We start from the raw sequence: 24783 nt of genomic DNA on the forward strand, positions 1-24783 counted from the left end.
CTTACACGTGCTCGCCGATGAAATCGACGATCACCGCTGCCACCTCGCGGTGCACGGTCTCGTTGAGGATGTCGTGATGGCCCGGGAACTCCGCGAGCCGTAGCGGTTCGATCTGCTCTGCGTATGCCCGCACACCGCCGATCTGCGCGATTGGATCGCTCACGCCATGGACGGCCAGCGTGGGAACCGACAACTTCGGCAGCTCGGCGCCGAAGCGGTCCCACGCCCGATCCAGCTCGCGCGCCAGCGGCGCACCGTCGGCGTCGACGAAGGCCAACGGGTCGTTCTCCATCATGTCGAGGTAGAACGGGTCGTCGGACAACCAGCCGGGGTCGAGGTCGAAAGATGTGTCCGAGTCCAGCATTCCGGGCATGGGTACCAGCGGAGCACCGGAGATCACCCCGGCGCGATACCGGTCAGGCTGACCGAGCAGTCGAAACAGCGTGACGATCGATCCGAACGAGTGGCCCTGCGCGATCAACGGGATTCCGCGCCGCTCTCCCTCGGCCAACTCGGTCAGCGCATCGGCCAGTTCGGAGCTCTGCTCGATCTTGCCGAAGTCGCCGCGGTCGCCGGGGCTGAGCCCGTGGCCGAACTGGTCGACCGCCCACAGATCGATGCCTGCGGCGTTGAGAGCGAAGCCGTACCGGTGGTAGACGCCGGTGTGTTCGCCGAAGCCGTGCAGGAAGACGACCGCGGCACGTGGCTCGGCGGCCGCCCAGTGCCGGTAGTAAGCGCGGCCTCTGGCGTTGTCGATGTACGGCATCACACGACTGCATCAGGCGAACCGGATCCGCGCAAGATCTTTCAGCTGGTCGTCTTGAGGATCAGTTCGACTGTCTCCTCGGGTCGGTCCCAGTGTGGGAAGTGCCCGCAGTCGGCGAACCAGTGCAGCCGCGCGTCCGGGTAGAGCGTGGCGGCGCGGACCGCCTGACGAGGTAGCGTGACCCGGTCTTTCTCGCCCCAGCCGATGACCACGGGCGCTTGCAGCGCGCCCGCACGCGCCCCTTGTTGCTTGGGTCCGTGGACCAATGCGCGCATGGCCTCGTCAAGGCTGGGTGTCCTCCTGAAGGCACGCAGTTCGGTGGTCACCAGGTCGGCGTCGAGCCGCCAGGGTTTGGCCGAGAACTGCAGCAACAGGGCAGTGCGGCCGGCCGCGGTTGCCGCGAGGGCAGGCAGGACCGGATCGATCGCGCGCACAAGTTTCAGAGATCCGCCGACCGTCGCCCCGAACACCTTGACCTCGACGTCGGTCCAGAAGCCGCCCGGATCGAGCGCCACCACCGCGCCGCGATGCCCGCGGCGGGCGAGTTCGAGCGCCATGCGCGCTCCCATCGAACTGCCGACCACGTCCACATCCTCAAGCGCCTGCTCGTCGATGAATTGCTGGACCGCATCAGTCAGTGCGGCGATGGTCACTTCACCGGCCAACGGCGGGCTCTCGCCGAAACCTGGTAGGTCGACTGCGATCACCTCCCGCTCACGGGCCAGTGCGGGGACGATCGGGTCCCAGTTGTGCAGTTGCGATATTCCGTGCAACAGCAGAATAGGTTTGCCGGTACCGGTCTGAACGAAGTGCATCGACTCCGCATACCCGGTCGACGCCGGGTGAACCTCGTCAATGCCTGCCAAGCAGCACATCCTGCTGATCGCGTACCCGGTCTCGGATGGCGTCCACGACGGCGGCGACCTCCGGCCTGCGCAGCGTCTCGGGACGGGTCACGAGCCAGTAGGTCAACCGTACGGCGACCGCGTCGGGCAGTACCCGGACAAGGTCGCCGTGGCGGTCGGCCATGAAGCAGGGCAGCAGCCCGATACCCGCCGCGGCACGCGTCGCTTCCACATGGACGAAGACATTCGTCGACGTCACGGACTCGCGCATCGCGGGTGCGAAACTCGTCGCCACGTCGAGGTCGTCGACCTGCAGCATGGAGTCGATGAAGTAAACCAGCGGATAGCGGGCCAGGTCGGCGATGCTGCTCGGTTTCCCGTGGTCGGTCAGGTAGTCGCGGGTGCCGTAGAGTCCCAGACAGTAGTCGCCGAGACGAATGGCCCTGGCGCGGTGCACCTTCGGCTCGCCGACCACGACCTCGACGTCGAGCCCGGACCGTTGTTGCGTGACTCGTCGCGTCGCGGCGACGATCTCGACCGCCACCTTGGGATGCAGCCGCTGAACGGCCGCCGCCGCGGGCGCTGCGATGTAGGCGGAGAACCCGTCGGTCGCCGAGATCCGCACCACGCCCTCGAGCGTGCGATTACCGCCGGTGTCGACCGTCACCGACCGGACTGCGGACTCGATGACCTCCGCCGCGGCCAACGCCTCGCGCCCCAGTTCGGTCAGCTCCCAGGCGCCGGCGACGCGGGCCAGCACCCGCCCTCCGATCGACTCCTCCAGCGCGGCGATCCGTCGCGAGATCGTCGTGTGGTTGAGACCGAGTTCCTCCGCGGCGGTGGTGAAGCGGCCCGATCGCCCGACCGCCAGCAGCACCAGCAGATCGTCCGCACTCGGTCGGCGGCCAGTCGAATAGGTCATGTCTGCATTTTTGCAGATACCTCCTGCAGTTTTGGCCATTGCAGGCAGTGGGTACCTGCATGAATACTCACAACCGTCTGTGTCCGCGATCACAGCCGAAGGAGGCATCGATGAGCGCCACAAACCAATCGATGGACCACGGGTCGGGATCCGTCACCACCGGCCTCAAACGCGTCGTCGTCGCCTCCATGGCGGGCACGGTCGTCGAATGGTACGAGTTCTTCCTCTACGCCACCGCCGCCACGCTCGTGTTCAACAAGGTGTTCTTCGCCGAGGGCACCAGCGATGCCAATGCGCTCATCGCCGCGCTGCTGACCTATGCGGTCGGCTTCGTGGCGCGCCCGCTCGGCGGCGTGGTGTTCGGGCACTTCGGCGACAAGTACGGCCGCAAGAAGCTGTTGCAGTTCGCGATCCTGCTTGTCGGCGCCGTCACGTTCCTGATGGGATGTCTGCCCACGTACAACCAGATCGGCGTGTGGGCACCGATCCTGCTCGTGGTCCTGCGGTTCCTGCAGGGCTTCGCCGTCGGCGGCGAGTGGGGCGGCGCAGTGTTGCTCGTCGCCGAACACAGCCCGAACAAGAGCCGAGCCTTCTGGGCCAGCTGGCCGCAGGCCGCGGTGCCCGTCGGCAACATGCTGGCCACCGTCGTGCTGCTGGTGCTCACCGGGGTGTTGTCCGACGACGCCTTCCTGTCCTGGGGTTGGCGTGTCGCGTTCTGGCTCTCGGCCGTAGTGGTGGTCATCGGCTACTACATCCGTACCAAGGTGACCGACGCACCGATCTTCGTGGCCGCTCAGGAGGAAGTAGAGCGCGTGAAGTCGGTGTCCTACGGCGTGGTGGAGGTGCTCAAGCGTTATCCCCGTGGTGTTTTCACCGCGATGGGCCTGCGCTTCGCCGAGAACATCATGTACTACCTGGTGGTCACTTTCTCGATCGTCTACCTCAAGACGGAGGTCGGCGCGGACACCGGCGACATCCTGTGGTGGCTGCTGGTTGCGCACGCCGTGCACTTCCTCGTCATCCCACAGGTCGGCCGGCTGTCCGATCGGTTCGGCAGGCGACCGGTCTACATCGTCGGGGCCATACTGGGCGCCACCTGGGGCTTCTTCGCGTTCCCGATGATGAACACCGGGAACTATCTGCCCATCATGGCCGCGGTGATCCTGGGTCTGATCATCCACGCGATCATGTACGCACCGCAGCCGGCCATCATGGCCGAGATGTTCCCCACCCGTATGCGTTATTCCGGTGTGTCGCTGGGCTATCAGGTCACGTCGATCGTCGCCGGGTCGCTGGCGCCGGCGATCGCCACCTGGCTGCTCGACAGGTTCGACTCCTGGGTGCCCATCGCCGTCTACCTCGCCGCCGCCTCGGTGATCACGCTGGTGGCCGCCTGGTTCACTCGGGAGACCAACGGCATCGACCTGAAGGCACTCGACGAGGCCGACCGTGAGCAACTCGCCAAGGCGGGGGTGGTATGACCGGCCTCGCCGGCCGCACCGCTCTGGTCACCGGCGGTGCAAGCGGTATCGGCACTGCTTGCGTCCGCGAGCTCGCTGCCCGCGGTGCGACGGTCACCGTGGCGGACCTTGACGGGGCCGGTGCGAAGGCCCTCGCAGGCGAGATCGGCGGAAAGGCCTGGGCCGTCGACCTTTCGGACGTGCACGCGCTGGAGGACTTGCGCCTCGAGGTCGATATCCTGGTGAACAACGCCGGTGTGCAGCACGTCAGCCCGATTACGGATTTCCCGCCGGAGCGGTTCCGCTTCATCCTCGCCCTGATGGTGGAGGCGCCGTTCCTGTTGATCCGCGCCGCCCTGCCGCACATGTACGCGAACAGGTTCGGCCGCATCATCAACATCTCGTCCGTGCACGGCTTGCGCGCATCGGAGTTCAAGAGCGCGTACGTCACCGCCAAACACGGGCTGGAGGGGCTGTCGAAGGTGACGGCGCTCGAGGCCGGGCCCCACGACGTCACCAGCAACTGTGTCGACCCGGGGTACGTTCGAACCGCGTTGGTCACCAAGCAGATCGCCGACCAGGCGCGTACGCACGGCATCGGTGAGGACGAGGTGGTGGAGAAGATCCTGTTGAAGGAGAGTGCGATCAAGCGGCTCGTCGAACCCGAAGAGGTCGCGTCGCTGGTCGGCTGGCTGGCTTCCCCGGCTGCCGGGATGGTGACCGGCGCGTCGTACCCGATGGATGGCGGGTGGAGCGCACGGTGACCGGCGAAGCGCAGTGGACACCGAGCGACTCGGACGTCGCCGATGCCCGGATCACCGACTTCGCGCGGTTCGTACAGGACCGTACCGGCCTGAGTTTCGACGGCTACCAGTCGCTGTGGCGCTGGTCGGTCGACGATCCAGGCGCGTTCTGGGCCGCGCTGTGGGACCATTTCGAGCTCGGCGAGCGACCCGACACCGTGCTCGCCTCCACCGAGATGCCCGGCGCCGTGTGGTTTCCCGACACCCGGCTCAACTACGTCGATCAGGTGGTGAGAAACGCCCGCACCGACCGGCCCGCCATCATCCACGTCTCCGAAGGCGGCGCCACCACCGAGATCTCCTGGGCCGAACTGGTCGGTCGGGCAGCTGCTTTCGCCCAGCGGCTCCGGTCCCTCGGTGTGACTCCCGGCGACCGGGTGATCGGTTACCTGCCCAACATCCCCGAGGCGGTGATCGCGTTCCTGGCGACTGCGAGCATTGGCGCGATCTGGAGCGCCTGCGGCCAGGACTACTCGGCGAAGGCCGCCCTGGACCGGCTCGGCCAGCTCGAGCCGTCCGTGCTTGTCACCGCCGACGGCTACACGTACGGAGGTAAGCGCCACAACAAGGCCGCCGACGTAGCGGCTCTACAGGCGGGGCTGCCGACGCTGCGCGCCACTGTCATGGCCTCCAATCTCACCGGCGGCGCCGACGCCTCGACGTTGACCACCACGGCCGTCGACTTCACCCATCCGCTGTGGATCCTGTTCTCCTCGGGCACCACCGGTCTGCCCAAGGGCATCGTGCACGGGCATGGCGGTGTGCTGATCGAACACCTCAAGGCCATTGCGCTGCAGTCAGACATCGGAGAAGACGACACCTTCTTCTGGTACACCAGCCCCAGCTGGATGATGTGGAACTTCCAGGTCGCGGGCCTGCTCGTCGGTGCGACGATCGTCTGCTACGACGGCAGCCCCAGCGCTCCGCGTGCCGACGCGTTGTGGGGGATCGCCGCGCAGGTCGGGGCCACGGTGCTGGGCACTAGTCCCGGGTACGTGTTGGGCTGCGCGAAGGCCGGCGCAGTGCCCCGCAAGGACCACGACCTGTCGGCGCTCAAGACGGTCGGCATCACCGGATCGTCGCTGCCGCCGTCGTCGTCGCTGTGGTTGCGCGACAACGTCGGCGGAAATGTGCAGGTCGCGTCGATCAGCGGCGGTACCGATGTGGTGTCGGCGTTCATCGGGGGCGTGCGAACCGTTCCGGTGTGGCCCGGCGAGTTGTCGGCGCCTTACCTGGGGTGTGCGCTGGACTCCTGGGACGAGTCGGGTAATCCGGTGCGCAACGAGGTCGGCGAGTTGGTGGTCACCCAGCCGATGCCGTCGATGCCGGTGGGGTTCTGGAACGATCCTGACGGATCTCGCTACCGCGCCGCCTATTTCGAGATGTACCCGGGTGTGTGGCGGCACGGTGACTGGATCACCATCACCGACCGCGGCAGCGTGATCGTGCACGGCCGATCGGACTCGACGCTCAACCGCCACGGCATCCGGATGGGCAGCGCAGACATCTACCAGGCCGTCGAACGACTCCCCGAGGTCACCGAAGCGCTGGTGATCGGAGCCGAGCAGGAGGACGGCGGCTACTGGATGCCGCTGTTCGTGGTCTTGCGCGAGGGTGCGGAGTTGACCGAGGAGTTGCGCGAGCGCATCAAGAAGACCGTCCGCGACGAGGTGTCGCCGCGGCACGTGCCCGACGAGATCATCGTCGCCCCCGGCGTCCCGCACACCCGCACCGGCAAGAAGCTCGAGGTGCCGATCAAGAAGCTGTTCCAGGGCGCCGACCCCGCGAAGGTGGTGGAGCGCAGCGCCGTTGATGATCCTGGTCTGCTCGACTGGTACGTCAAGCAGCGTCGAACGTGACCAGGTCGATGCTGAGCCGGCCCTCGAGGGTGCTCAGGGTACGAACCGGTGGTCCGGGTAGCGGCGGCGCCGTCGATCGGTATGTTGCGCCGGTCGGCGTGGTGAACTCGGCGGTGTGCTCGCCGTCGCGTTCAGCGGTCGTGACCGACCAGCCCGACGCTTCCTTCGCGTAGTTGCACGCTTCACATTCGCCGAGACCGTTGACCGCGCTCGTCGGTCCCGCCCGGTGCTTGGGTACCGCGTGATCCCGGTGGCGTATCGGGGCGTTGCAGTACGGGGTCCGACAGGTCTGATCCCTTACTCCGATGAACGCCGCCAATCCCTTCGGGAAGACGCGCGCTCGCGACTCCATCGCCACCAGTTGGCCGCTCTCGGGATGGCGGTAAAGCCGGCGCAGCATCGCCTTCGCGGCGGCGTCGGCACACGCATCGCCGGTCAGCCCTCGAGCGATCGCGGCCGGCACTGGGCCGTAGCCGTCGAGCCAGGCAGGTGATTCATCGTCACCGACGAGTGTGGTGTCGGCCATCACGAGGTTCAGAGCAACTGAAATCGGTTGTGTTGCGGACTGTCCCGTCACTCGTTGCACCAGCGTGTCCGCCATGATCTGACCACGGCTGCGGTCGTCGAAGGTCGTATCCGCAGCGCGTTTCAACGCCGCGTACACGCTCACTCCCTGGGCCACCGGCAGGAGCGCTGTCACCCAGGTCATCGTGTCGGGCGCTGGCCGGATGGTCACACAGCGGTCGGCTGCTGCTTTGGCGGCACGATCGACTACTGCGCCCACGTCGAGTTCACATGCGATTCGCTTTGCCTCAGCGGCAATCCGCTTGTCTCCCCAGCCGTCTAGACGATCTGTGTCACGGCACATCCGGGCATCGAGCATGCGGCGGTGTTCGACGCTCAGGCACGCCGACTCGCGCACGATCAGAGTGGCACGCCATTCCGACAACTCCCCGGATTCCAGGGCCGCAAGTGTGTACGGCATCTCGTTCACCAGAGCTATGGCGAACCCGACGTGTCGGCCGCCTTGTACTGGAGCCTCCCGGCGCGCCAATGCCACCTCGCCCGCGAAGCCGCGGCCTCGTTGTTTCGCAGGCACCCCCGCGGTCTCCTCGGCGGCAGTGCGCTTGCGCTTCCACAACGCGGTCGCCCGGGCTTGCGCAGCGGCGGCCGCGGACTTGATGCGTTCCATACGCTCGATGTGCGCCCGCAACTCCACCTCATCGGCCGCAGAGTCGATATCGAACACACTTTCGAACATGATTTTAAGCGTAGCGCGGCCCGCTGACATTCAGCCTTTCCCTCGACTAGCCCAGCCAGGCGGCGATGCGTTCGAGTGCCGCCTCGATGTCACTCGTCGGGCCTGCGAACGACAACCGCACGAACGATCCCCCGCGCGCCGGGTCGAAGTCGATGCCCGGTGCGATCGCCACCCCGGTGTCGTCGAGCAGCGTCGAGCAGAACGTCAGCGAGTCCGTCGTCAGATGCGAGACGTCGGCGTATACGTAGAACGCGCCGTCGGTCGGCGCCAGTCGGTCGATGCCGATACTGCGCAGCCCGTCGAGCAGCAACCGCCGGTTGGCGGCGTAATGGTCCAGCAGCGCGTCGGATTCGGCGATCGACTCCGGGCTGAACGCCGCGACCGCGGCAAGCTGCGGCAGCGTCGGCGGACAGATGTTGAAGTTGCCGGTGAGGCAATCGACCGCGCGTAGCAATTCCTGCGGCACCAGCAGCCAGCCGAGCCGCCAGCCGGTCATCGCGAAGTACTTCGAGAAACTGTTGACCACCACGGCATCGCGCGACGTCGCCCACGCGCAACTGGTCGGCGGTGCGCCTTCGTAGACCAGGCCGTGGTACACCTCGTCGCTGATGAGTCGAACACCGGACGACGCGCACCACGACGCGATCGCGGCGAGTTCCTCCGGCGGGATGACCGTGCCGGTCGGGTTGGCCGGGCTCGCCACGACGACGCCCTGAACCGGCGGGTCCAGTTCGGCGAGCATCCGTGCCGTCGGCTGAAACCTCGTCTCCGGGCCGCACGGTATCTCGACGACCTCGCAGCCCAGCGCAGAAAGGATGTTGCGATAACAGGGGTAGCCGGGGCTCGCGATGGCGACCCGGTCGCCCACGTCGAAACAGGCCAGGAACGTCAGCAGGAAACCGCCCGAGGACCCGGTGGTCACCACGACGTCGTTCGGGTCGACGACGAGCCCGTGCTTGTAGAGATAGGAACTGGCGATCGCCGCCCGAAGTTCCGGGATGCCCAGCGCGACGGTGTAGCCCAGCACGGTGGTGTCCAGCGCCTCCTTGGCTGCCGCGCGCACGACCGCGGGCGCTCCCGCACTGGGCTGGCCCGCCGACAGGTTCACCAGGTCGCCGTGGCTGCGTTGCCGATCGGCGGCGGCCAGCCACACATCCATCACGTAGAACGGCGGTATGCCGGCCCGCCGCGAGATGCTCACAGCATCAACGCTAGAACACCTCGGCTTCGAGGCGGCGTAGATGTTCGCGCGGCGGCCCGAGCAGCTGAGCGCTGCCGTGCGCCCGCTTGAAGTACAGCTGGATGTCGTGCTCCCAGGTGATCGCGATGCCGCCGTGTAGCTGGATCGCCTCTCCGGCCACCTTCGAGAACGCTTCACTGGCCGAGAAGCGGGCCAGCGCAGCCGATGTCGGCGACGGATGGGCGATCGCCTCGTCGACGACTGCGCGTGCGGACTGGACGGCGACGTAGAGGTCGGCCATCCGGTGCTTGAGCGCCTGGAAGCTGCCGATCGGCCTGCCGAACTGCACCCGGTCCTTGGTGTACTGAACGGTCAGGTCCAAACAACGCGACGCCGCACCGACCTGTTCAGCCGCCAATAGCAGCGCGGCGGCGTCGGCCAGCCCGGGGTCTGCGCCGATGTCGGTCTTGTCGCCGCCATCGAGGCGGGCGAGCCGGCGCGTCGGGTCCATGGCGACGACAGGTGTCACGGCGAATCCGCTCCACCTGTTCAGCCGTTCACCGTCGGCGACCACCACCACCTCGGCGATGTCGCCGTTGACGACGAAGCCTCGGCCTGAGTTCTCCTCGCGCGAGCGCTCGTCGGTGTCGAACGCGACCGCCCCCACTTTGACGCCCTCGGCGAGGCCTTCGAGGGCGTCGGCGTCGGGTTCGTCAGCGGCCAGCAGCGCCAGCTCGGCCAGGGTGGTGCCCAGAAGCGGCGTTGGCGCCAGTGCCTTGCCGAGTTCTTCGAGCACGACGGCCGCGTCGGCAAGTTCTCCGCCTGCGCCGCCGAGCTCCTCGGGGACCACCAGCGCGGCCGCGCCGACCTGCTCGCACAGCAGCTTCCACAGGGACTCGTCGTAGCCGCGTTCGGACTCCATCGCCTCCCGCACCGCAGCCGGCGAGGCGTGCTTGTCGACGAGCGCTGCCACCGTCTCGCGCAGCAGTTGGCGTTCTTCATTCATGCGCGATCCGCCTTCGCTCCTCGCTGGCCCTCACGAGAGGGCGTCCAATACCCGCTGCCTGTGGACGGTGGGATCGCCCCATGCCGACCGCAGCGCCTGTACACGAAGCAACCACAGGGACAGGTCGTGCTCCTGGGTGAACCCGATCGCCCCGTGGGTCTGCAGCGCAGAACGTGCCGCCAGCAGGGCGGCCTCGGCGGCGGCGACCTTGGCGGCGCTGACGTCACGAGAGGTGTCCGCCGAGTCGTCGGCCAGCGACAGCGCCGCGCCGTACACAAGGGGCCGTGCCAGTTCGACGGCGATGTGAACGTCGGCGAGCTTGTGTTTGATCGCCTGGTACGTGCCGATTGCCCGGCCGAACTGGCTGCGCTGCTTGGCGTACTCGACCGACAGGTCCAGCATGGCCTGGCCCGCGCCGACCAGCGCGGCGGCCGTCGCCAGCACGCCGAACTCGTAGGCGCGCGCCACATCTGCCGCCTTGCCGTCACCGGAGGCCTTGACGTCGAACAACTTTCGGGCCGGGTCGACGGACTCGTGCCGGGTGCCCACGGTGCCGTCGCGAACCTCCTGCCCGGTGGCCACCAGGATCAGGGCCGCCGCGTCCGCGTCGACCGCCCGCGGCACCTGCGGGGGCATCGCGACGGTCGCGATCAGGTCACCGGCCGCCAACCCCGCGCTGCGGTCGGCCCACTCGTCCTGGCTGGCGAGCAGAACGGGTGCCACGGCAATGGATTCGACCACCGGGCCGGGCACGCACCACCGGCCCAACCGCTCGAGCGCGACGACCAGATCGACCGGATGTGCTTCGATGCCGTCGAACTTCTCCGGAACCGCGAGCGCGGTGACCCCCAGATCGGTCAGTTGCGACCAGACCTTGCGACCGGGTGCGGTGTCGCCCGCCGCCCACGCGCGCACCGCACCGGGCATGTCGGCGGCGCCCAGCGCGGCATCGATGCTGGCGGCGAAGTCGCGCTGTTGCTCGTCCAGATCGAATCTCACTTCGACTTCTCCCGCGGTAGGCCCAGTAGGCGTTCGGCGATGATGTTGCGCTGAATCTCGTTGGTGCCCGCATAGATCGGGCCGCCCAAGGCGAACAGCAACCCGTCGGTCCACTTGTCGACGAGCTCGCCGTCGGCGCCGCGTAGGTCGAGCGCGGTCTGGTGGATCGCGACGTCGAGGTCGGACCAGAACACCTTGGTCACCGACGACTCGGCGCCCAGCTCACCGCCCGCGGCCACCCGGGTGACCGTGCCGAAGGTGTGTAAGCGGTAGGCCTGCGCCTTGATCCACGCGTCGGCGACCCGCTCGGCGTGTGCGGGGTCGCGGTGTTTCTCCCATTCGGCGACCAGTCTCTCGGCGGGGGCCAGGAAGCGCGCGGGGCTGCGCAGCGACATGCCGCGTTCGTTGCTGGACGTGCTCATCGCCGCCCGCCACCCGTCGTTGACCTCTCCGACGACGTCATTGTCGGCTACGAAGACGTCGTCGAGGAACACCTCGCCGAAGCCGGTGTCGCCGCCCAACTGCGCAATGGGGCGCACCGTCACTCCGTCGGCCTTGAGGTCGAACATGAAGTACGTCAGGCCCTTGTGCCGCTTTGCCTCCGGGTCTGAGCGGAACAGGCCGAACGCGCGCTCGCCGAACGGAGCCCGTGAGCTCCAGATCTTCTGCCCGTTGAGCAGCCACCCGCCGTCGGTCCTGGTCGCCGTGGAGCGCAGCGAGGCCAGGTCGCTGCCCGACTCCGGCTCCGACCACGCTTGTGCCCAGATCTCCTCGCCGCTGGCCATTTTCGGCAGCACGCGGTCGAGTTGCTCCTCGGTGCCGTGTGCGAACAACGTCGGTGCCAGCATCGAGGTGCCGTTGGCGCTGGCTCGGCCCGGCGCTCCCGCGCGGAAGTACTCCTCCTCGTATACCACCCACTGCAGCAGCGAGGCGTCGCGGCCGCCGTACTTCTCGGGCCAGGTGATCATCGAAAGACCGGCGTCGAAAAGCACCCTGTCCCAACGGCGGTGCTGTTCGAAGCCCTCGGCGGTGTCGTAGGACTTCGTCGGAAACGAGTCCTTGTTCTTAGTCAGGAACTCGCGCACCTCGGACTGCAGCTCCACGGTCGCGTCGTCGAAATTCAGGTCCACGTCAGGTCCTCTCACTGCGTTGGCGCAAGAGGGGCTTGACCACCTTGCCGCCGGGGTTACGCGGCAGCGCGTCGAGGAACTCCACCGACCGCGGGATCTTGAAGTTCGCCAGATGCTCCCGGCTGTGCGCGATTACCGTCTCCTCGTTCAGCTCGACGCCCGCTTTGGCCACGATGAACGCCTTGCCGACCTCGCCGAGCCGCTCGTCCGGCACGCCGATCACCGCGGACTCGGCGACGCCGTCCAGCCGCGCCAGCACCTGCTCGATCTCGGCGGGGTAGACGTTGAAGCCGCCGCAGATGTACATGTCTTTGAGCCGGTCGGTGATGCGCAGGTTGCCATGCTCGTCGAGGGTGCCGATGTCGCCGGTGTGCAGCCATCCATCCGAGTCGATCGCCGCCGCGGTGGCCTCGGGGTCGTCCAGGTATCCGAGCATCACGTTCGGGCCGCGCAGAAGCACCTCTCCGGTGTCCGATCCATCACCGTCGGCCGGATGATCGATGCGCAGCTCGAAATCCGCGATGGGCCGGCCGGAGGTGGTGGCCACGGTGACCGCGTCGTCGTCGGCCCGGCACATCGTGCCGAACCCGCTGGCTTCGGTCAGGCCGTAGGCCGTCAGCACGATGTCGATGTCCAGTTCGGCCTGCATGCGTTCGATCAGCACCACCGGGATGGTGGCCGCGCCGGTGACCGCGAAGCGCAGTGAGGACAGGTCGAAGTCGGCGCGCCTGGGGTGGTCGAGCAACGTCTGGTAGATCGTCGGCGGTCCGGGCAGCACCGTGATGCGGTGCCTCTCGACCGCGGCCATCGCCTCCTCGGGGTCGAACGTCAGCTGCGGAATCAAAGTCGCGCCGGTCTGCAGGCAGGCCAGTATGCCCGCCTTGTATCCGAAGTTGTGGAAGAACGGGTTGATGCACAGGTAGCGGTCGTCGCTGCTGAGCCCGCCGCAGGCGGCCCAGGCGGCCGGCGCGTCGAGCGACTGCCGGTGCGCGCACAGCACGCCCTTGCTGCGCCCGGTGGTGCCGGAGGTGAACAGGATGTCGGAGACGTCGTCAGGTTCCACCGCGGCGGCGCGGGCGTCTACCTCGGCCAGATCGGTGCCGGTGGCGATGAACTCGTCCCACGTGCCGTCGGCCTTCTCGATCGGGATGCGCACGACGTGCTGCAGATCGGGCAGTGCGTCTCTGTCGACGGAGGTGGCCTTGTCGGCGCCGAGGAACTCACCCGACGCGAACAACAACGGCGCTCGCGTCCGGCCGAGGATGTCGCTGGCCTCGCTGGGGGTGTAGCGGGTGTTGAGCGGCACGACGACGCCACCGGCGCAGTGCGTGGCCAGGCACGCCACCGCCCAGTGCCAGGTGTTGGGGGACCAGATCGCAACCCGGTCGCCGGCCTTGATGCCGAGTTCGATCATTGCGGCGGCGGCACGCCGCACCTCGTCCCGCAACTCGGCGTAGGTCAGGGTGCGACCCTCGCCCACCAGGGCGTCATGGTCGGAAAATCGGTCGGCGACCCGGTCCAAGACCCGGGGGACGGTCCGACCAGTGCTCGTCATCGATGCTCCTCTGGATTTGATCGCCCGGCTCATCCTCCCGCCGTTCCGCAAGCTCCGCGGCGGTCATCGTCGGCCAGGCACCAAAGCAAGTGCTTGGTAGGTTAGCCTACAAGGGTGATTGAGGTCGAGGAGTTCCGGGCCGAGGTCCGTGACTGGCTTGCCGACAACCTGGTCGGCGAGTACGCCACGCTGAAAGGCCTCGGCGGGCCGGGCCGCGAGCACGAGGCGTTCGAGGAACGCCTGGCGTGGAATCAACACCTGGCCGCCGCCGGATTGACATGCCTGGGCTGGCCCGAGGAGCACGGCGGGCGCGGGCTGACCGTCGCGCATCGGGTGGCGTTCTACGAGGAGTATGCGATCGCGAACGCTCCCGCGAAGGTCAACCACTTCGGCGAGGAGCTGCTCGGTCCGACGCTGATCGCTTACGGAACCCGCGAGCAGCAGCAGCGGTTCCTGCCGAAGATCCTCGACGTCACCGAGCTGTGGTGTCAGGGCTACTCCGAGCCGGGCGCGGGCAGCGACCTGGCCAACGTCGCGACAACGGCCGAACTCGACGGTGATCAGTGGGTGATCAACGGGCAGAAGGTGTGGACGTCGCTGGCGCATTGGGCGCAGTGGTGCTTCGTCGTCGCGCGCACCGAGAGGGGAAGCAAACGCCACGCCGGACTGTCGTACCTGTTGGTGCCCCTCGACCAGCCCGGTGTGCAGATCCGGCCGATTGTCCAGCTGACCGGTGATTCGGAGTTCAACGAGGTGTTCTTCGACGACGCCCGCACCGACGCATCGCTGGTGGTCGGTGACCCCGGTGACGGCTGGCGGGTGGCGATGGGCACGCTCACCTTCGAGCGCGGCGTGTCGACGCTGGGTCAGCAGATCGAGTACGCCCGCGAGCTGTCCGGTGTCGTGGAGTTGGCGAAACGCACCGGCGCGGCTGATGATCCATTGATCCGGGAGCGGCTGACACGGTCGTGGGCGGGCCTGCGCACCATGCGGTCCTACGCGCTGGCGACCATGGATGTGGAGCAGCGAGGCGGCACGGCCGCCGGAAAAGACTCGGTGTCGAAGCTGTTGTGGGCCAACTGGCATCGCGAGCTCGGCGAGATCGCCATGGAGGTGCTCGGCACAGACGGGCTGACGCTGACCGACGGCGACTTCGACGAGTGGCAGCGGCTGTTCCTGTTCTCGCGTGCCGACACCATCTACGGCGGGTCCAACGAGGTGCAGCGCAACATCATCGCCGAGCGGGTGCTCGGCCTGCCCCGGGAGGTCAAGGGTTGAGTCTCTCCGAAGTGCCGAAAGAGATTGAGGGACACGGTCTTCTCGCCGGCAAGGTCGTGGTGGTGACGGCGGCTGCGGGCACCGGAATCGGGGCCGCGGTGGCCCGCCGCGCACTGGCCGAAGGCGCCGACGTCGTCGTCTCCGACCACCATGAGCGGCGCCTCGGCGAAACGCGCGATCGGCTGGCCGAACTCGGCCTCGGCAGGGTCGAGAGCGTCGTGTGTGACGTCACCTCCACCGCACAGGTCGACGCGCTCATCGCGTCGACCACGGCGCGGATGGGCCGGCTCGACGTGCTGGTCAACAATGCCGGCCTGGGTGGGCAGACACCGGTCGTCGACATGACCGACGAGGAATGGGACCGCGTTCTCAACGTCACGCTGACGTCGGTGATGCGTGCGACGCGTGCCGCGCTGCGCTATTTCCGCGAAGCCGACCACGGTGGCGTCATCGTCAACAACGCCAGCGTGTTGGGCTGGCGCGCACAGCATTCGCAGTCACACTACGCGGCGGCCAAGGCCGGCGTGATGGCGCTGACGCGGTGCAGCGCGATCGAGGCCGTCGAGTACGGCGTGCGCATCAACGCGGTGTCGCCGAGCATCGCGCGACACAAGTTCCTCGAGAAGACCAGCAGCTCCGACCTGCTCGACCGACTGTCGGAGGGGGAGGCGTTCGGGCGGGCCGCCGAGCCGTGGGAGGTCGCAGCCACCATCGCGTTCCTGGCCAGCGACTACTCCAGTTACCTGACCGGAGAAGTCATCTCGGTTTCGAGCCAGCGCGCATGACTTCCCCCGCAGCGAGCCAGCCGATCAGCCGCAGAGACGAGCTGCTCGAGCTCGCCGCGGCCATGTTCGCCGAGCGCGGGCTGCGGGCAACCACGGTGCGCGACATCGCCGACTCGGCGGGCATCCTCTCCGGCAGCCTGTATCACCATTTCGCCTCCAAGGAGGAGATGGTCGACGAGGTGCTGCGCGGCTTCCTGGACTGGTTGTTCGGCCGGTACCAGCAGATCGTCGACACCGAACCCAATCCGCTCGAGCGGCTCAAGGGCCTGTTCATGGCGTCGTTCGAGGCGATCGAGCACCGGCACTCCCAGGTCGTCATCTATCAGGACGAGGCCAAGCGACTGTCGGGCCACGAGCGCTTCTCCTACGTCGAGGAGCGCAACCAACAGCAACGTAAAATGTGGCTGGACCTGCTCAACCGGGGCATCGAGGAGGGCTACTTCCGGCCCGACATCGACGTCGACCTGGTTTACCGGTTCATCCGCGACACCACCTGGGTTTCGGTCCGCTGGTACCAGCCGGGCGGACCGCTGACGGCCGAGGAAGTCGGTCGGCAGTATCTGTCGATCGTTCTCGGCGGAATCACAAGGGAGTGAGGACTGACATGACCGGAGTCACCGGGGCCGTTTCCGAGGCCTACGTCATCGACGCGGTACGCACCGCCGTCGGCAAGCGCAACGGCTCGCTGGCGGGCGTTCATCCCGTCGATCTGGGTGCCGCCGTCTGGCGCGGCCTCTTCGACCGGGTGGACGTCGATCCCGGTGCGGTCGACGACGTCGTCGCCGGCTGCGTCGACGCCATCGGGGGTCAGGCCGGCAACATCGCCCGGCTCTCGTGGCTGGCGGCCGGCTACCCCGAAGAGGTGCCCGGTGTGACCGTCGACCGGCAGTGCGGTTCCAGCCAGCAGGCCATCTCCTTCGGCGCGCAGGCGATCATGTCCGGCACCGCCGACCTGATCCTCGCCGGCGGCATGCAGAACATGAGCCAGATCCCGATCTCGTCGGCGATGACCGCAGGAGAGCAGTTCGGGTTCACCTCTCCGACAAACGAATCCAAGAGCTGGCTGCACCGCTACGGGGACCAGGAGATCTCGCAGTTCCGCGGCGCGGAGCTGATCGCCGAGAAGTGGAACATTTCGCGGGAGGAGATGGAGGAGTATGCGCTGGCCAGCCACCAGCGGGCGCAGGAGGCGATCCGCTCCGGCCACTTCGAGAACGAGGTCATCCCGGTGGACGGATTCGTCACCGACGAAGGCCCCCGCGACACCTCTCTGGAGAAGATGGCCGGACTCAATACCCTCGTCGACGGCGGCCGCCTGACGGCGGCGATGGCCAGCCAGATCTCCGACGGTGCCAGCGCGGTCCTGCTCGCTTCGGAGAGTGCCGTGCAGACACATGGCCTCAAGCCGCGGGCCCGCATCCATCACATCAGTGCCCGCGGCGCGGACCCGGTGTTCATGCTGACGGGTCCCATCCCCGCCACCGCCTACGCATTGAAGAAGACCGGCCTGTCGATCGACGACATCGACACCGTCGAGATCAACGAGGCGTTCGCACCGGTCGTGATGGCCTGGCTCAAGGAAAGCGGCGCCGACCACGCGAAGGTCAACCCCAGCGGTGGCGCGATCGCGCTCGGGCACCCGCTGGGTGCGACGGGTGCCAAGCTGTTCGCCACCATGCTGAACACGTTGGAGCGCACCGGCGGTCGCTACGGACTGCAGACGATGTGCGAGGGCGGGGGCACCGCCAACGTCACGATCATCGAGCGACTCTCGTAACTGTTCAGTGTGCGAGAGCCAGCCCGCCGAGCGCGACGATCCAGCTGGCGAAGCTGCCGACCAGGAAGTATTCGGTCACCTCATCAATGCCTATGTCGATTCCGAGGCCGCCGTTCTCCCGCGCCTTCTGCGCGTTGATCTCCGGGAACCGGATGATGCTCTTGGCGGCGACGACGGCGGTGGCCGCGGCGAGCTGGCCGGCCAGGCCGAGCCCGAGGATCAGCACCCGTTCCATCGGGCCGAGCAGCCTGCCGCCCTTCAACCGGTCTGACGGCTGCGGTTGACCCGCAGGCTTGACCGCCCCGACCGAGCCGAGCACCAGCCGCACCAACTGGTTGCCGGTCATCAGCTGCATCAGCATCACGCCGACGATCATGAGCAGCCGATCCCCGGACACGTCGATGCCCACCCAGGAGGGCCAGCGTCCGACCAGCGCCGCCACGTCCGACGCCCAGCCCGAGAGCAGGATCAACGCTGCGAGCGCCGCACCGAACACCACGAGCGGGGCCAGTTGACCCCGGCCGGTGCGCTCGGCGCGCGCACCCAACGCCACCCAGGCGACGCTGGCCACTGCAGCGATGACCAGCAACACGATGTCGCCGAGGCGCCACAGCCCCGCCAACGCCGCACAGCCGACGACCACGCCCGGCGCCACCGACGCCGACAACCAGGGTCGGTCGGTCAACCGCCGGATGACATCGGCGACACCCATCGCGATCAGCATCACCGCGACCGCGCTCACGGCACGCTCCCCAGTTCTCGCGAGGCGACCACGATCAAGTCCAGGCCGTCGCGCCCGGCGCGCTGGGACACGGCCGAGGCGCTGATGCCCTCGGCCGCAGCGATGTCCTTCTTGGTCTGATCGGTCAACAGGCCCTTCAGTATTCGCAGGGATCGGTCATCGAGTGATCCAAGCAGATGGTCCCGACACATCAGCGCCGCGTTGATGGCCTCGGTGTCCCCGCGGGTGTCGGTGTCGGCGCGAAAAGCGATGCGCACCCGCGCCAAACCCGGTTGACGCTGCGCCGCGGCAGTCCACTCGATCGCCTCGCGGGCTGCCCACCAGCCAGGTCCGTCCTGAATGCCGGATTCGGGGTCCAGCACGGTCACCGCGCCCCAGCCGAGGCCGAAGCGCACATCGAGGTCCGGTGCGACCGCCAACCGGATGGCCAGCGCCGCCTCGATCGCCCGGCCGACGGCGCCGAAACTGCCCTGGAACTCGTCGCCGACGGTGAACGCCGGTGGGTCGAGGGCATCGGCACCGACGTCGCCCAGCACGCGGTTGATTCTGCGGTGGGCCGCGGAGCGGTTGGCGACGTTGCGAGATCCGACCACGTCACCGATAAGGGTCGCACGCACGCTCGATGAAGCTGCCGACTTCAATCGTGACATATGAAGATCATAGCTTCACTGTGTCAAAATTAAGCCTAAACCTTCACTCGATCAGTCCGGCGGCTGACTGCAGGTGCTTGACCGCATCGGCAACGATCGACTCGACCAGCTCCGCACACGACGGCAGGTCGTCCAGAATGCCCGCCACCTGCCCGGATGCCAGCACACCGGCATCGGTGTTGCCGTCGACGAGGCCGGCCTTCAGCAGCATCGGGGTGTTGGCGGCCATCACCACCTGCGACCAGGTCAACTCCTTGCCGTGGCGCATCTCCAGGCCATCGCTGACCATCGACCGCCACGTCATGCCCGACATCTTCTTGAACTTCTGGGCGTTGCGGACCGCCGCCGAGAAGCCGCGCAACCGCGAGCCGCTTTCCAGCTTCTCGACCAGACCGGTCCGCAGCACCCGATGCGGCATGCCGTCGACACGCGTCGAGACGACGGTGCCGTCCAGCGCGGCCTCGAGGTAGCGACGCTTGACCGCGTCCGGAACCGTCGAATCCGACGTCAGCAGGAAGCGGGTGCCCATCGCGACGCCCGCGGCGCCATAGGACAGCGCAGCCGCGAGCCCGCGCCCGTCGAAGAAGCCGCCCGCGGCGATGACCGGCATGCCGGTGTCGGCGACGGCGTCGAGCACCGACGGCAGCAGCAGCGTGGTCGCGATCGGCCCGGTGTGCCCGCCGCCCTCGCCGCCCTGGACGATGACGGCATCGGCGCCCCATCCGGCGACCTTCTTGGCGTGCTTGGCCAAGCCGACCGACGGGATGACCACCACGCCGGCATCTTTGAGCTTGGCGATCAGGTCGGGCTTGGGGGCCAGGGCGAAGGAGGCGACCTTGACTCCTTCGCGGATCAGAAGGTCGACGCGTTGCCCTGCGTCGCCGGCGTCGGCGCGCATGTTGATGCCGAATGGCTTGTCGGTGGTGCTCTTGACCTTGGTGACGGCGGTCTGAAGTTCCTCGAGCGTCATGGTCGCCGACGCCAGGATGCCAAGCCCGCCTGCGTTGGACGTCGCGGACACCAGTCGTGCCCCTGCGACCCATCCCATTCCGGTCTGCACCACGGGATGCTCGATGCCTACCAGCTCGGTCAGCGGGGTGCGGAGTCTGCTCATGCGACTGTCACCGAATTTCTTTGTCTCGGAGCGACTTCGGATCGATCACCTCGCGGATCAGCTTCTGCTCGTCTTCGGTGGGTAGTCGCGTGGTGTCCGCGGAATCCAGACCGTGCACCTGGAAGGAGGTGTTCTCGGCGACCTGCTCGGCTTCGACGCCGGGGTGCAGCGACACCGCTCGCATCTGATGATCGGGGCCGTTGAAGTCGAAAACGCCCAGGTTGGTCACCACGCGGTAGACGTTGAGAAACCGGTATGCCGGGTTGGCCGGATCGACCTTGTCCCAGCCGATGCCGGAGACGATGTCGACGGAATCACCGAAGACGCGCTTGGAGTGGTTGCCCACCCAGTAGCTGGTGGCGTGGTTGATCGTGTTGCCGGGGGCGCCCCGCACACCGAACATCTGGCGAGTCGGGTGCTGTAGCGGGCCGAACGCCGAGAGGTTCTGATTGCCGTAGCGGTCAATCTGGTTGGCGCCCATCACGACGTGGCGACGGCCCCACGTCAGCGTCTCGAACACCCGGCCGAACGGCATCCATCCTTCGATGGCGCCGACGACGCCGAGCGCCGGAGTGTCGGCGAGCAACCGAGCCTCGCCATCGGTGAGCAGGATGTCCGGGGAGAACGTCAGCCGGGCCAGCCGCGCTCCGATCGACACCATGGTCGCCATCGGGCTGACCATGATCTCACCGGCATCGCGGAACAGTTCGGCGCAGGCGACGGCGCACACCTCGGCGCGGGACACGGAAATCACTGCGCGGCCTCCTGGTCGTTGAATTCGCGCACCGCCACTTGGTAATCCGCTTCGGTGCCTGCCAGATAGGTCTGGACGAACTGTTGCCAGGTGTCCTCGGAGCCGGCGGCCTGCGCGTAGTGCCGCTGGAACTTCTCGTCGCGGCGGTGGTCCGGTTCGGCGGCGGTGAAGTGTGCGCCGTTGGGCGCCTCGACGACGGTATCGACCATCATGCGGTTGACCAATAGCGCCTGCGGCGGCACGGCCTTGACCAGTTCCTCGGTCGACACCACCCGCTCGACCGACAGGTACCGCTTCTGTGCAGCCATCAGGTACAGGTCGTCGAAGTACGGGTCGATGCCGGTGTAGGCCGCGTTGCCTTGTGCGTCACCGAGATTGAGATGGACGAATGCCGCGTCCAACGTCAGCGCGGGCATCGCCACCAGTTCCTCGAATCCGCCGTCGGTGGGGTAGGGCGAGGTCACCGTCTTGAGTTCGTCGCCCCAGAAGGCGCGAACGTCGCTGCCCAACCCGGCCCGGATCGGCAGGAACGGCAGCCGCTGTGCGGCCGCCTGCAAGCCGCAGCGCAGCATTCCTTCGTCCATCTCGCGTGCCTCGATTGCGCCGCTGGTACGGGCCTTGGCGAACCAGGGGTCGTAGAACGGCGGCGAGTCCAGGGACACGAATCCGTAGTACACGCGCTTGACCTTGCCCGCCGAGCACAGCAGGCCCAGATCGGGGCCGCCGTAGGTCACCACTGTCAGGTCGGTGACGTCGGTGCGCAGCAGCGCGCGCACGAACGCCATCGGCTTGCGGCGTGAGCCCCAACCACCGATGCCGATGGTCATCCCGCTGCGGATTTCCGATACGGCGTCGTCGAGATTCGTTCGTTTGTCTGTCACTTGGTGCCTTTGTTCGTGCCTGCGAACGCATCACGATGTTCGTCGGACACCCCGGCGAGGTTCAACTCGAACGTGAAGCCCTGCTCCATGCGGTAACTCGAGTTGACCTTCTGCACGTCGATGAGGTTCAGCGCCTCTTTGGCGGCGCGGATCACCCTGGTGTCCTTGGCGGCGATGTCGCGGGCCACCCGCAGCGCCGCCTCGTCGAGATCAGCGCGGGGGACCACCTCGTGCACCGAGCCGAAGTGGTGCAGGGTGGCGGCGTCGACTGTGGTGGCCGTGAAGAACAGGCGCCGCATCATGTGCTGGGGCACCAGCCGCGACAGGTGCGTAGCGGCGCCCAGTGCGCCGCGCTCCACTTCGGGCAGGCCGAACTTCGCGTCGTCGGAGGCGACGATGACGTCGGCATTGCCCACCAGGCCGATGCCGCCGCCGACGCAGAAGCCGTTGACGGCGGCGACGACGGGTACCGCGCACTCGTAAACGGCGCGGAAGGCTTCGTAGCAGCCGCGGTTGGCGTCGATGAGCGCGGTGAAGCCCTCGGTGTTCTGCATCTCCTTGATGTCGACGCCTGCGTTGAAGCCGCGGCCCTCGGCCCGCAACACCACCACATGGGTGCTCATGTCGCGCCCCGCCGCGGTGATGGTGTCGGCGAGTTCGAACCATCCGCGGGACGGGATCGCATTGACGGGCGGGTAGTCGACGGTCACCGAGACGATGCCCGGCTCCACGGTCTTGGTGCTGATCGTCATAGGAACTCCAGTCGACTCTGAAACGGGGCGGCTACCTAAGCAAGCACTTGCTTGGTACGCTAGCACAGTGACTGACGCCGCCGACAGCGCCATCCGCCTCGGGCTCCAGGGCCGCATCGTCCTCGTCACCGGGGGTGTGCGCGGTGTCGGCGCAGGAATCAGCAAGGTCTTCGGCGACCAGGGTGCGACCGTCGTGACGTGTGCGCGCCGACCGGTCGAGGGACTGCCGTACGAATTCCACTCCTGCGATATCCGCGACGACGACGCGGTCAAGACGATGATCGGCGAGATCGTCGCCGACCACGGTCGCCTCGACGTCGTGGTCAACAACGCCGGTGGCTCACCTTACGTGCCTGCCGCAGAGGCGTCGGCGAAGTTCAGCCGAAAGATCCTGGAACTCAATCTACTTGGCGCGCTGTCGGTCTCGACGCACGCCAACACCGTCATGCAGGTTCAGCCCTCGGGCGGTTCCATCGTCAACATCACCAGCGTGAGCGGCAGGCGACCGACTCCGGGCACCGTGGCTTACGGCGCCGCGAAGGCGGGGTTGGAGAACATCACGAGCACGCTCGCGGTCGAGTGGGCGCCCAAGGTCAGGGTCAACTCCGTGGTCGTCGGGATGGTCGAGACCGAACAGTCGGAGTTGTTCTACGGGGACGCCGAATCGATTGCCGCCATCTCCCGGAACGTCCCACTGGGGCGTCTGGCAAAACCGGACGACATCGGTTGGGCCACAGCTTTTCTCGCCTCGGATGCAGCGACATACATCAGCGGTGCGTCGCTCGAGGTGCACGGTGGCGGCGAGCCACCGCACTACCTGTCGACCACCACCGCCGACATCTGAGTATCGGTGACGTCAATAGAAAGGGAACTAGCATGGGACTGCTCGACGGCCGCGTGGTCATCGTCACGGGAGCGGGCGGCGGGATCGGTCGCGCCCACGCGCTGGCTTTCGCCGCCGAGGGTGCCCGCGTGGTGGTCAACGACATCGGTGTCGGCCTGGACGGATCGCCCGCCGGTGGCGGTAGCGCCGCGCAGAGCGTCGTCGACGAGATCACCGCGGCCGGAGGCGAAGCCGTCGCCAACGGAGCCAACGTCGCCGACTGGGGCCAGGCCGAGGGCCTCGTCCAAGCGGCCGTCGACAACTTCGGCGGGGTCGACGTGCTGGTCAACAACGCCGGTATCGTCCGCGACCGGATGTTCGCCAACACCAGTGAGGAAGAATTCGACGCCGTCGTCGCCGTCCACCTCAAAGGTCACTTCGCCACCATGCGGCATGCCGCGGCGTACTGGCGCGCCCAGTCCAAGGCCGGCAACCCTGTAGACGCCCGCATCATCAACACCAGCTCGGGCGCGGGCCTGCAAGGCAGTGTGGGACAGGCCAACTACAGCGCAGCCAAGGCAGGCATCGCGGCGATGACCCTGGTCGCCGCGGCCGAGATGGGCCGCTACGGCGTGACGGTCAACGCGATCGCGCCGTCGGCGCGTACCCGGATGACCGAGACGGTGTTCGCCGAGATGATGTCCACGCAGGACCGCGACTTCGACGCCATGGCGCCGGAGAACATCTCGCCGCTGGTTGTCTGGCTGGGAAGCGTCGAGTCCAGCGACGTCACCGGCCGGATGTTCGAGGTCGAGGGTGGCGTGGTCCGAGTGGCCGAAGGCTGGGCGCACGGACCGCAGGTCGACAAGGGCGCCCGCTGGGATCCGGCCGAACTGGGGCCGGTGGTCCGCGACCTGCTGGGCAAGGCGCGCCCGCCGGTACCCGTCTACGGCGCCTGAGCCGGCCTAGGCCGCGGTCGGCTCGCAGACCACCAGCGGTATCACCCGGTCGGCCGCATCCCGGTAGTTGCGATACGGCGGGTACATCCTGATGAGCTTGGGCCAGTACCGCTTCCGCTCCTCATCGGTGGCATCCCGCGCCTTCATATCCATGTGCTCGCCGCGGATCTGCAGGTGCACCTGCGGATTGGCCTTCAGGTTGCGGTACCACAGTGGGTTCTCGTCCCGTCCGCCGAACGACGCAGGCAGCACCACCCGGTCGCCGTCGCGGAGGTAGAGGGTCGGGGTCGTCCGAGGTTGTCCGCTTCTGCGTCCTTCGGTGGTCAACAGCGCCGCCGGGAACCAGAGCAACCTCGAGCCGAGCTTGCCGCCGGTCCACTGATAGACGGCGATGTGTGCGCGGGAGAAATACTTCAGCGCAGTCGCCAGCACACCCGAGTTGCGAACGTCTGCCATGCTCCTCTACGTACCCGCGGGGCAGC

At 67.4% G+C, this 24783-nt stretch carries 25 protein-coding genes; 9 read left to right on the forward strand and 16 right to left on the reverse strand.

All coding sequences use genetic code 11. The features are described from left to right. Window position 1: 1 nt before the first annotated feature. The 3 genes from K3G64_RS11590 to K3G64_RS11600 are packed head-to-tail and all read right to left on the reverse strand — an operon-like array spanning window position 2 to window position 2572. The gene (locus K3G64_RS11590; protein ID WP_238949963.1) at window positions 2-766 is read right to left on the reverse strand and encodes an alpha/beta fold hydrolase; all 765 of its coding nucleotides are present in this window, start codon (window positions 764-766) and stop codon (window positions 2-4) included. A 41-nt stretch (window positions 767-807) separates the two neighbouring features. Next, window positions 808-1641 carry an alpha/beta fold hydrolase gene (locus K3G64_RS11595; RefSeq protein ID WP_238949964.1) on the reverse strand — a complete coding sequence of 278 codons (834 nt, stop codon included), beginning with the start codon at window positions 1639-1641 and terminating at the stop codon, window positions 808-810. Continuing rightward, complete coding sequence (locus K3G64_RS11600; protein WP_370647141.1) at window positions 1619-2572, reverse strand: LysR family transcriptional regulator; 954 nt, start codon at window positions 2570-2572, stop codon at window positions 1619-1621. Before K3G64_RS11600 ends, K3G64_RS11595 begins: the two co-directional genes overlap by 23 nt. Window positions 2573-2643: 71 nt before the next feature. Between K3G64_RS11600 and K3G64_RS11605 the strand changes: the two genes are divergently transcribed. Genes K3G64_RS11605 through K3G64_RS11615 form a run of 3 tightly spaced genes read left to right on the forward strand, consistent with a single transcriptional unit; the run spans window position 2644 to window position 6655 of the window. After that, entirely contained in the window at window positions 2644-4014 is a 1371-nt protein-coding gene (locus tag K3G64_RS11605) for an MFS transporter (protein ID WP_238949966.1), read from the forward strand. Then, the gene (locus K3G64_RS11610; protein WP_238949967.1) at window positions 4011-4757 is read left to right on the forward strand and encodes a 3-hydroxybutyrate dehydrogenase; all 747 of its coding nucleotides are present in this window, start codon (window positions 4011-4013) and stop codon (window positions 4755-4757) included. The genes K3G64_RS11605 and K3G64_RS11610 overlap by 4 nt, the downstream gene beginning before the upstream one ends. Further along, a complete protein-coding gene (locus K3G64_RS11615) occupies window positions 4742-6655 on the forward strand; it encodes an acetoacetate--CoA ligase (RefSeq protein ID WP_238949968.1) in 1914 nt (637 codons plus the stop codon). The genes K3G64_RS11610 and K3G64_RS11615 overlap by 16 nt, the downstream gene beginning before the upstream one ends. Here the strand turns inward: K3G64_RS11615 and K3G64_RS11620 are convergent. From K3G64_RS11620 to fadD3, 6 genes are read right to left on the reverse strand one after another with little or no spacing between them, the layout of a single operon-like run. Further along, on the reverse strand, window positions 6636-7916 hold the full coding sequence (locus tag K3G64_RS11620; protein WP_238950611.1) for a DUF222 domain-containing protein: 1281 nt from the start codon (window positions 7914-7916) through the stop codon (window positions 6636-6638). The genes K3G64_RS11615 and K3G64_RS11620 overlap by 20 nt on opposite strands. A 46-nt stretch (window positions 7917-7962) precedes the next feature. Next, the gene (locus K3G64_RS11625) at window positions 7963-9075 is read right to left on the reverse strand and encodes a pyridoxal phosphate-dependent aminotransferase (RefSeq protein WP_238950612.1); all 1113 of its coding nucleotides are present in this window, start codon (window positions 9073-9075) and stop codon (window positions 7963-7965) included. 52 nt (window positions 9076-9127) lie between these two features. Next, the gene (gene ipdE2, locus K3G64_RS11630) at window positions 9128-10102 is read right to left on the reverse strand and encodes an acyl-CoA dehydrogenase IpdE2 (RefSeq protein ID WP_238949969.1); all 975 of its coding nucleotides are present in this window, start codon (window positions 10100-10102) and stop codon (window positions 9128-9130) included. A 30-nt stretch (window positions 10103-10132) separates the two neighbouring features. After that, entirely contained in the window at window positions 10133-11101 is a 969-nt protein-coding gene (locus K3G64_RS11635; RefSeq protein WP_238949970.1) for an acyl-CoA dehydrogenase family protein, read from the reverse strand. Continuing rightward, window positions 11098-12231: an acyl-CoA dehydrogenase family protein gene (locus K3G64_RS11640; protein WP_238949971.1), complete on the reverse strand. Its 1134-nt coding sequence runs from the start codon at window positions 12229-12231 to the stop codon at window positions 11098-11100. Before K3G64_RS11640 ends, K3G64_RS11635 begins: the two co-directional genes overlap by 4 nt. A 1-nt stretch (window position 12232) precedes the next feature. After that, a complete protein-coding gene (gene fadD3, locus K3G64_RS11645; protein WP_238949973.1) occupies window positions 12233-13786 on the reverse strand; it encodes a 3-((3aS,4S,7aS)-7a-methyl-1,5-dioxo-octahydro-1H-inden-4-yl)propanoate--CoA ligase FadD3 in 1554 nt (517 codons plus the stop codon). Window positions 13787-13900: 114 nt separating this feature from the next. Between fadD3 and ipdE1 the strand changes: the two genes are divergently transcribed. The 4 genes from ipdE1 to fadA6 are packed head-to-tail and all read left to right on the forward strand — an operon-like array spanning window position 13901 to window position 17626. Further along, window positions 13901-15064: an acyl-CoA dehydrogenase IpdE1 gene (gene ipdE1, locus K3G64_RS11650; protein WP_238949975.1), complete on the forward strand. Its 1164-nt coding sequence runs from the start codon at window positions 13901-13903 to the stop codon at window positions 15062-15064. Then, window positions 15061-15849, forward strand: a complete 789-nt coding sequence (ipdF, locus tag K3G64_RS11655; RefSeq protein ID WP_238949977.1) for a (5R,7aS)-5-hydroxy-7a-methyl-1-oxo-2,3,5,6,7,7a-hexahydro-1H-indene-carboxyl-CoA reductase — start codon at window positions 15061-15063, stop codon at window positions 15847-15849. Before ipdE1 ends, ipdF begins: the two co-directional genes overlap by 4 nt. Then, the gene (gene kstR2 / locus K3G64_RS11660; protein ID WP_238949979.1) at window positions 15846-16445 is read left to right on the forward strand and encodes a TetR family transcriptional regulator KstR2; all 600 of its coding nucleotides are present in this window, start codon (window positions 15846-15848) and stop codon (window positions 16443-16445) included. The genes ipdF and kstR2 overlap by 4 nt, the downstream gene beginning before the upstream one ends. Before the next feature lie 8 nt (window positions 16446-16453). Next, a complete protein-coding gene (gene fadA6 / locus K3G64_RS11665; RefSeq protein ID WP_238949981.1) occupies window positions 16454-17626 on the forward strand; it encodes a steroid 3-ketoacyl-CoA thiolase FadA6 in 1173 nt (390 codons plus the stop codon). A gap of 4 nt (window positions 17627-17630) precedes the next feature. Here fadA6 and K3G64_RS11670 read toward each other — a convergent pair whose 3' ends face one another. From K3G64_RS11670 to echA20, 6 genes are read right to left on the reverse strand one after another with little or no spacing between them, the layout of a single operon-like run. Continuing rightward, complete coding sequence (locus tag K3G64_RS11670; protein WP_238949982.1) at window positions 17631-18368, reverse strand: hypothetical protein; 738 nt, start codon at window positions 18366-18368, stop codon at window positions 17631-17633. After that, complete coding sequence (locus K3G64_RS11675; RefSeq protein WP_238949984.1) at window positions 18365-19018, reverse strand: SatD family protein; 654 nt, start codon at window positions 19016-19018, stop codon at window positions 18365-18367. The genes K3G64_RS11670 and K3G64_RS11675 overlap by 4 nt, the downstream gene beginning before the upstream one ends. Before the next feature lie 43 nt (window positions 19019-19061). Then, a complete protein-coding gene (gene ipdC, locus K3G64_RS11680) occupies window positions 19062-20132 on the reverse strand; it encodes a (3aS,4S,5R,7aS)-5-hydroxy-7a-methyl-1-oxo-octahydro-1H-indene-4-carboxyl-CoA dehydrogenase (RefSeq protein ID WP_238949986.1) in 1071 nt (356 codons plus the stop codon). Between the two features lie 7 nt (window positions 20133-20139). Beyond that, window positions 20140-20886, reverse strand: a complete 747-nt coding sequence (gene ipdB, locus K3G64_RS11685; RefSeq protein WP_238949987.1) for a cholesterol ring-cleaving hydrolase subunit IpdB — start codon at window positions 20884-20886, stop codon at window positions 20140-20142. Then, entirely contained in the window at window positions 20883-21767 is an 885-nt protein-coding gene (ipdA, locus tag K3G64_RS11690) for a cholesterol ring-cleaving hydrolase subunit IpdA (protein ID WP_238949989.1), read from the reverse strand. Before ipdA ends, ipdB begins: the two co-directional genes overlap by 4 nt. Further along, complete coding sequence (gene echA20 / locus K3G64_RS11695; RefSeq protein WP_238949990.1) at window positions 21764-22519, reverse strand: (7aS)-7a-methyl-1,5-dioxo-2,3,5,6,7,7a-hexahydro-1H-indene-carboxyl-CoA hydrolase; 756 nt, start codon at window positions 22517-22519, stop codon at window positions 21764-21766. The genes ipdA and echA20 overlap by 4 nt, the downstream gene beginning before the upstream one ends. Before the next feature lie 67 nt (window positions 22520-22586). Here echA20 and K3G64_RS11700 point away from each other — a divergent pair, with 67 nt between their 5' ends. Both K3G64_RS11700 and K3G64_RS11705 read left to right on the forward strand, forming a co-directional pair. Continuing rightward, window positions 22587-23363: an SDR family oxidoreductase gene (locus tag K3G64_RS11700; protein WP_238949991.1), complete on the forward strand. Its 777-nt coding sequence runs from the start codon at window positions 22587-22589 to the stop codon at window positions 23361-23363. A gap of 32 nt (window positions 23364-23395) precedes the next feature. Continuing rightward, a complete protein-coding gene (locus K3G64_RS11705) occupies window positions 23396-24301 on the forward strand; it encodes an SDR family oxidoreductase (protein WP_238949992.1) in 906 nt (301 codons plus the stop codon). Window positions 24302-24307: 6 nt separating this feature from the next. Here the strand turns inward: K3G64_RS11705 and K3G64_RS11710 are convergent, their stop codons facing one another. Further along, window positions 24308-24757: a nitroreductase family deazaflavin-dependent oxidoreductase gene (locus K3G64_RS11710; RefSeq protein ID WP_238949993.1), complete on the reverse strand. Its 450-nt coding sequence runs from the start codon at window positions 24755-24757 to the stop codon at window positions 24308-24310. Between the last annotated feature and the right edge of the window lie 26 nt (window positions 24758-24783).

Origin of the sequence: Mycobacterium sp. IDR2000157661 (assembly GCF_022317005.1) — a bacterium.
Lineage (GTDB): Bacteria > Actinomycetota > Actinomycetes > Mycobacteriales > Mycobacteriaceae > Mycobacterium.

Coding starts and splice junctions, on each gene's coding strand:
- K3G64_RS11590 (WP_238949963.1), bottom strand. CDS start 766: ATGCCGTACATCGACAACGCCAGAGGCCGCGCTTACTACCGGCACTGG.
- K3G64_RS11595 (WP_238949964.1), bottom strand. CDS start 1,641: ATGTGCTGCTTGGCAGGCATTGACGAGGTTCACCCGGCGTCGACCGGG.
- K3G64_RS11600 (WP_370647141.1), bottom strand. CDS start 2,572: ATGGCCAAAACTGCAGGAGGTATCTGCAAAAATGCAGACATGACCTAT.
- K3G64_RS11605 (WP_238949966.1), top strand. CDS start 2,644: ATGAGCGCCACAAACCAATCGATGGACCACGGGTCGGGATCCGTCACC.
- K3G64_RS11610 (WP_238949967.1), top strand. CDS start 4,011: ATGACCGGCCTCGCCGGCCGCACCGCTCTGGTCACCGGCGGTGCAAGC.
- K3G64_RS11620 (WP_238950611.1), bottom strand. CDS start 7,916: ATGTTCGAAAGTGTGTTCGATATCGACTCTGCGGCCGATGAGGTGGAG.
- K3G64_RS11625 (WP_238950612.1), bottom strand. CDS start 9,075: ATGGATGTGTGGCTGGCCGCCGCCGATCGGCAACGCAGCCACGGCGAC.
- ipdE2 (WP_238949969.1), bottom strand. CDS start 10,102: ATGAATGAAGAACGCCAACTGCTGCGCGAGACGGTGGCAGCGCTCGTC.
- fadD3 (WP_238949973.1), bottom strand. CDS start 13,786: ATGACGAGCACTGGTCGGACCGTCCCCCGGGTCTTGGACCGGGTCGCC.
- kstR2 (WP_238949979.1), top strand. CDS start 15,846: ATGACTTCCCCCGCAGCGAGCCAGCCGATCAGCCGCAGAGACGAGCTG.
- fadA6 (WP_238949981.1), top strand. CDS start 16,454: ATGACCGGAGTCACCGGGGCCGTTTCCGAGGCCTACGTCATCGACGCG.
- K3G64_RS11675 (WP_238949984.1), bottom strand. CDS start 19,018: ATGTCACGATTGAAGTCGGCAGCTTCATCGAGCGTGCGTGCGACCCTT.
- ipdC (WP_238949986.1), bottom strand. CDS start 20,132: ATGAGCAGACTCCGCACCCCGCTGACCGAGCTGGTAGGCATCGAGCAT.
- echA20 (WP_238949990.1), bottom strand. CDS start 22,519: ATGACGATCAGCACCAAGACCGTGGAGCCGGGCATCGTCTCGGTGACC.
- K3G64_RS11705 (WP_238949992.1), top strand. CDS start 23,396: ATGGGACTGCTCGACGGCCGCGTGGTCATCGTCACGGGAGCGGGCGGC.
- K3G64_RS11710 (WP_238949993.1), bottom strand. CDS start 24,757: ATGGCAGACGTTCGCAACTCGGGTGTGCTGGCGACTGCGCTGAAGTAT.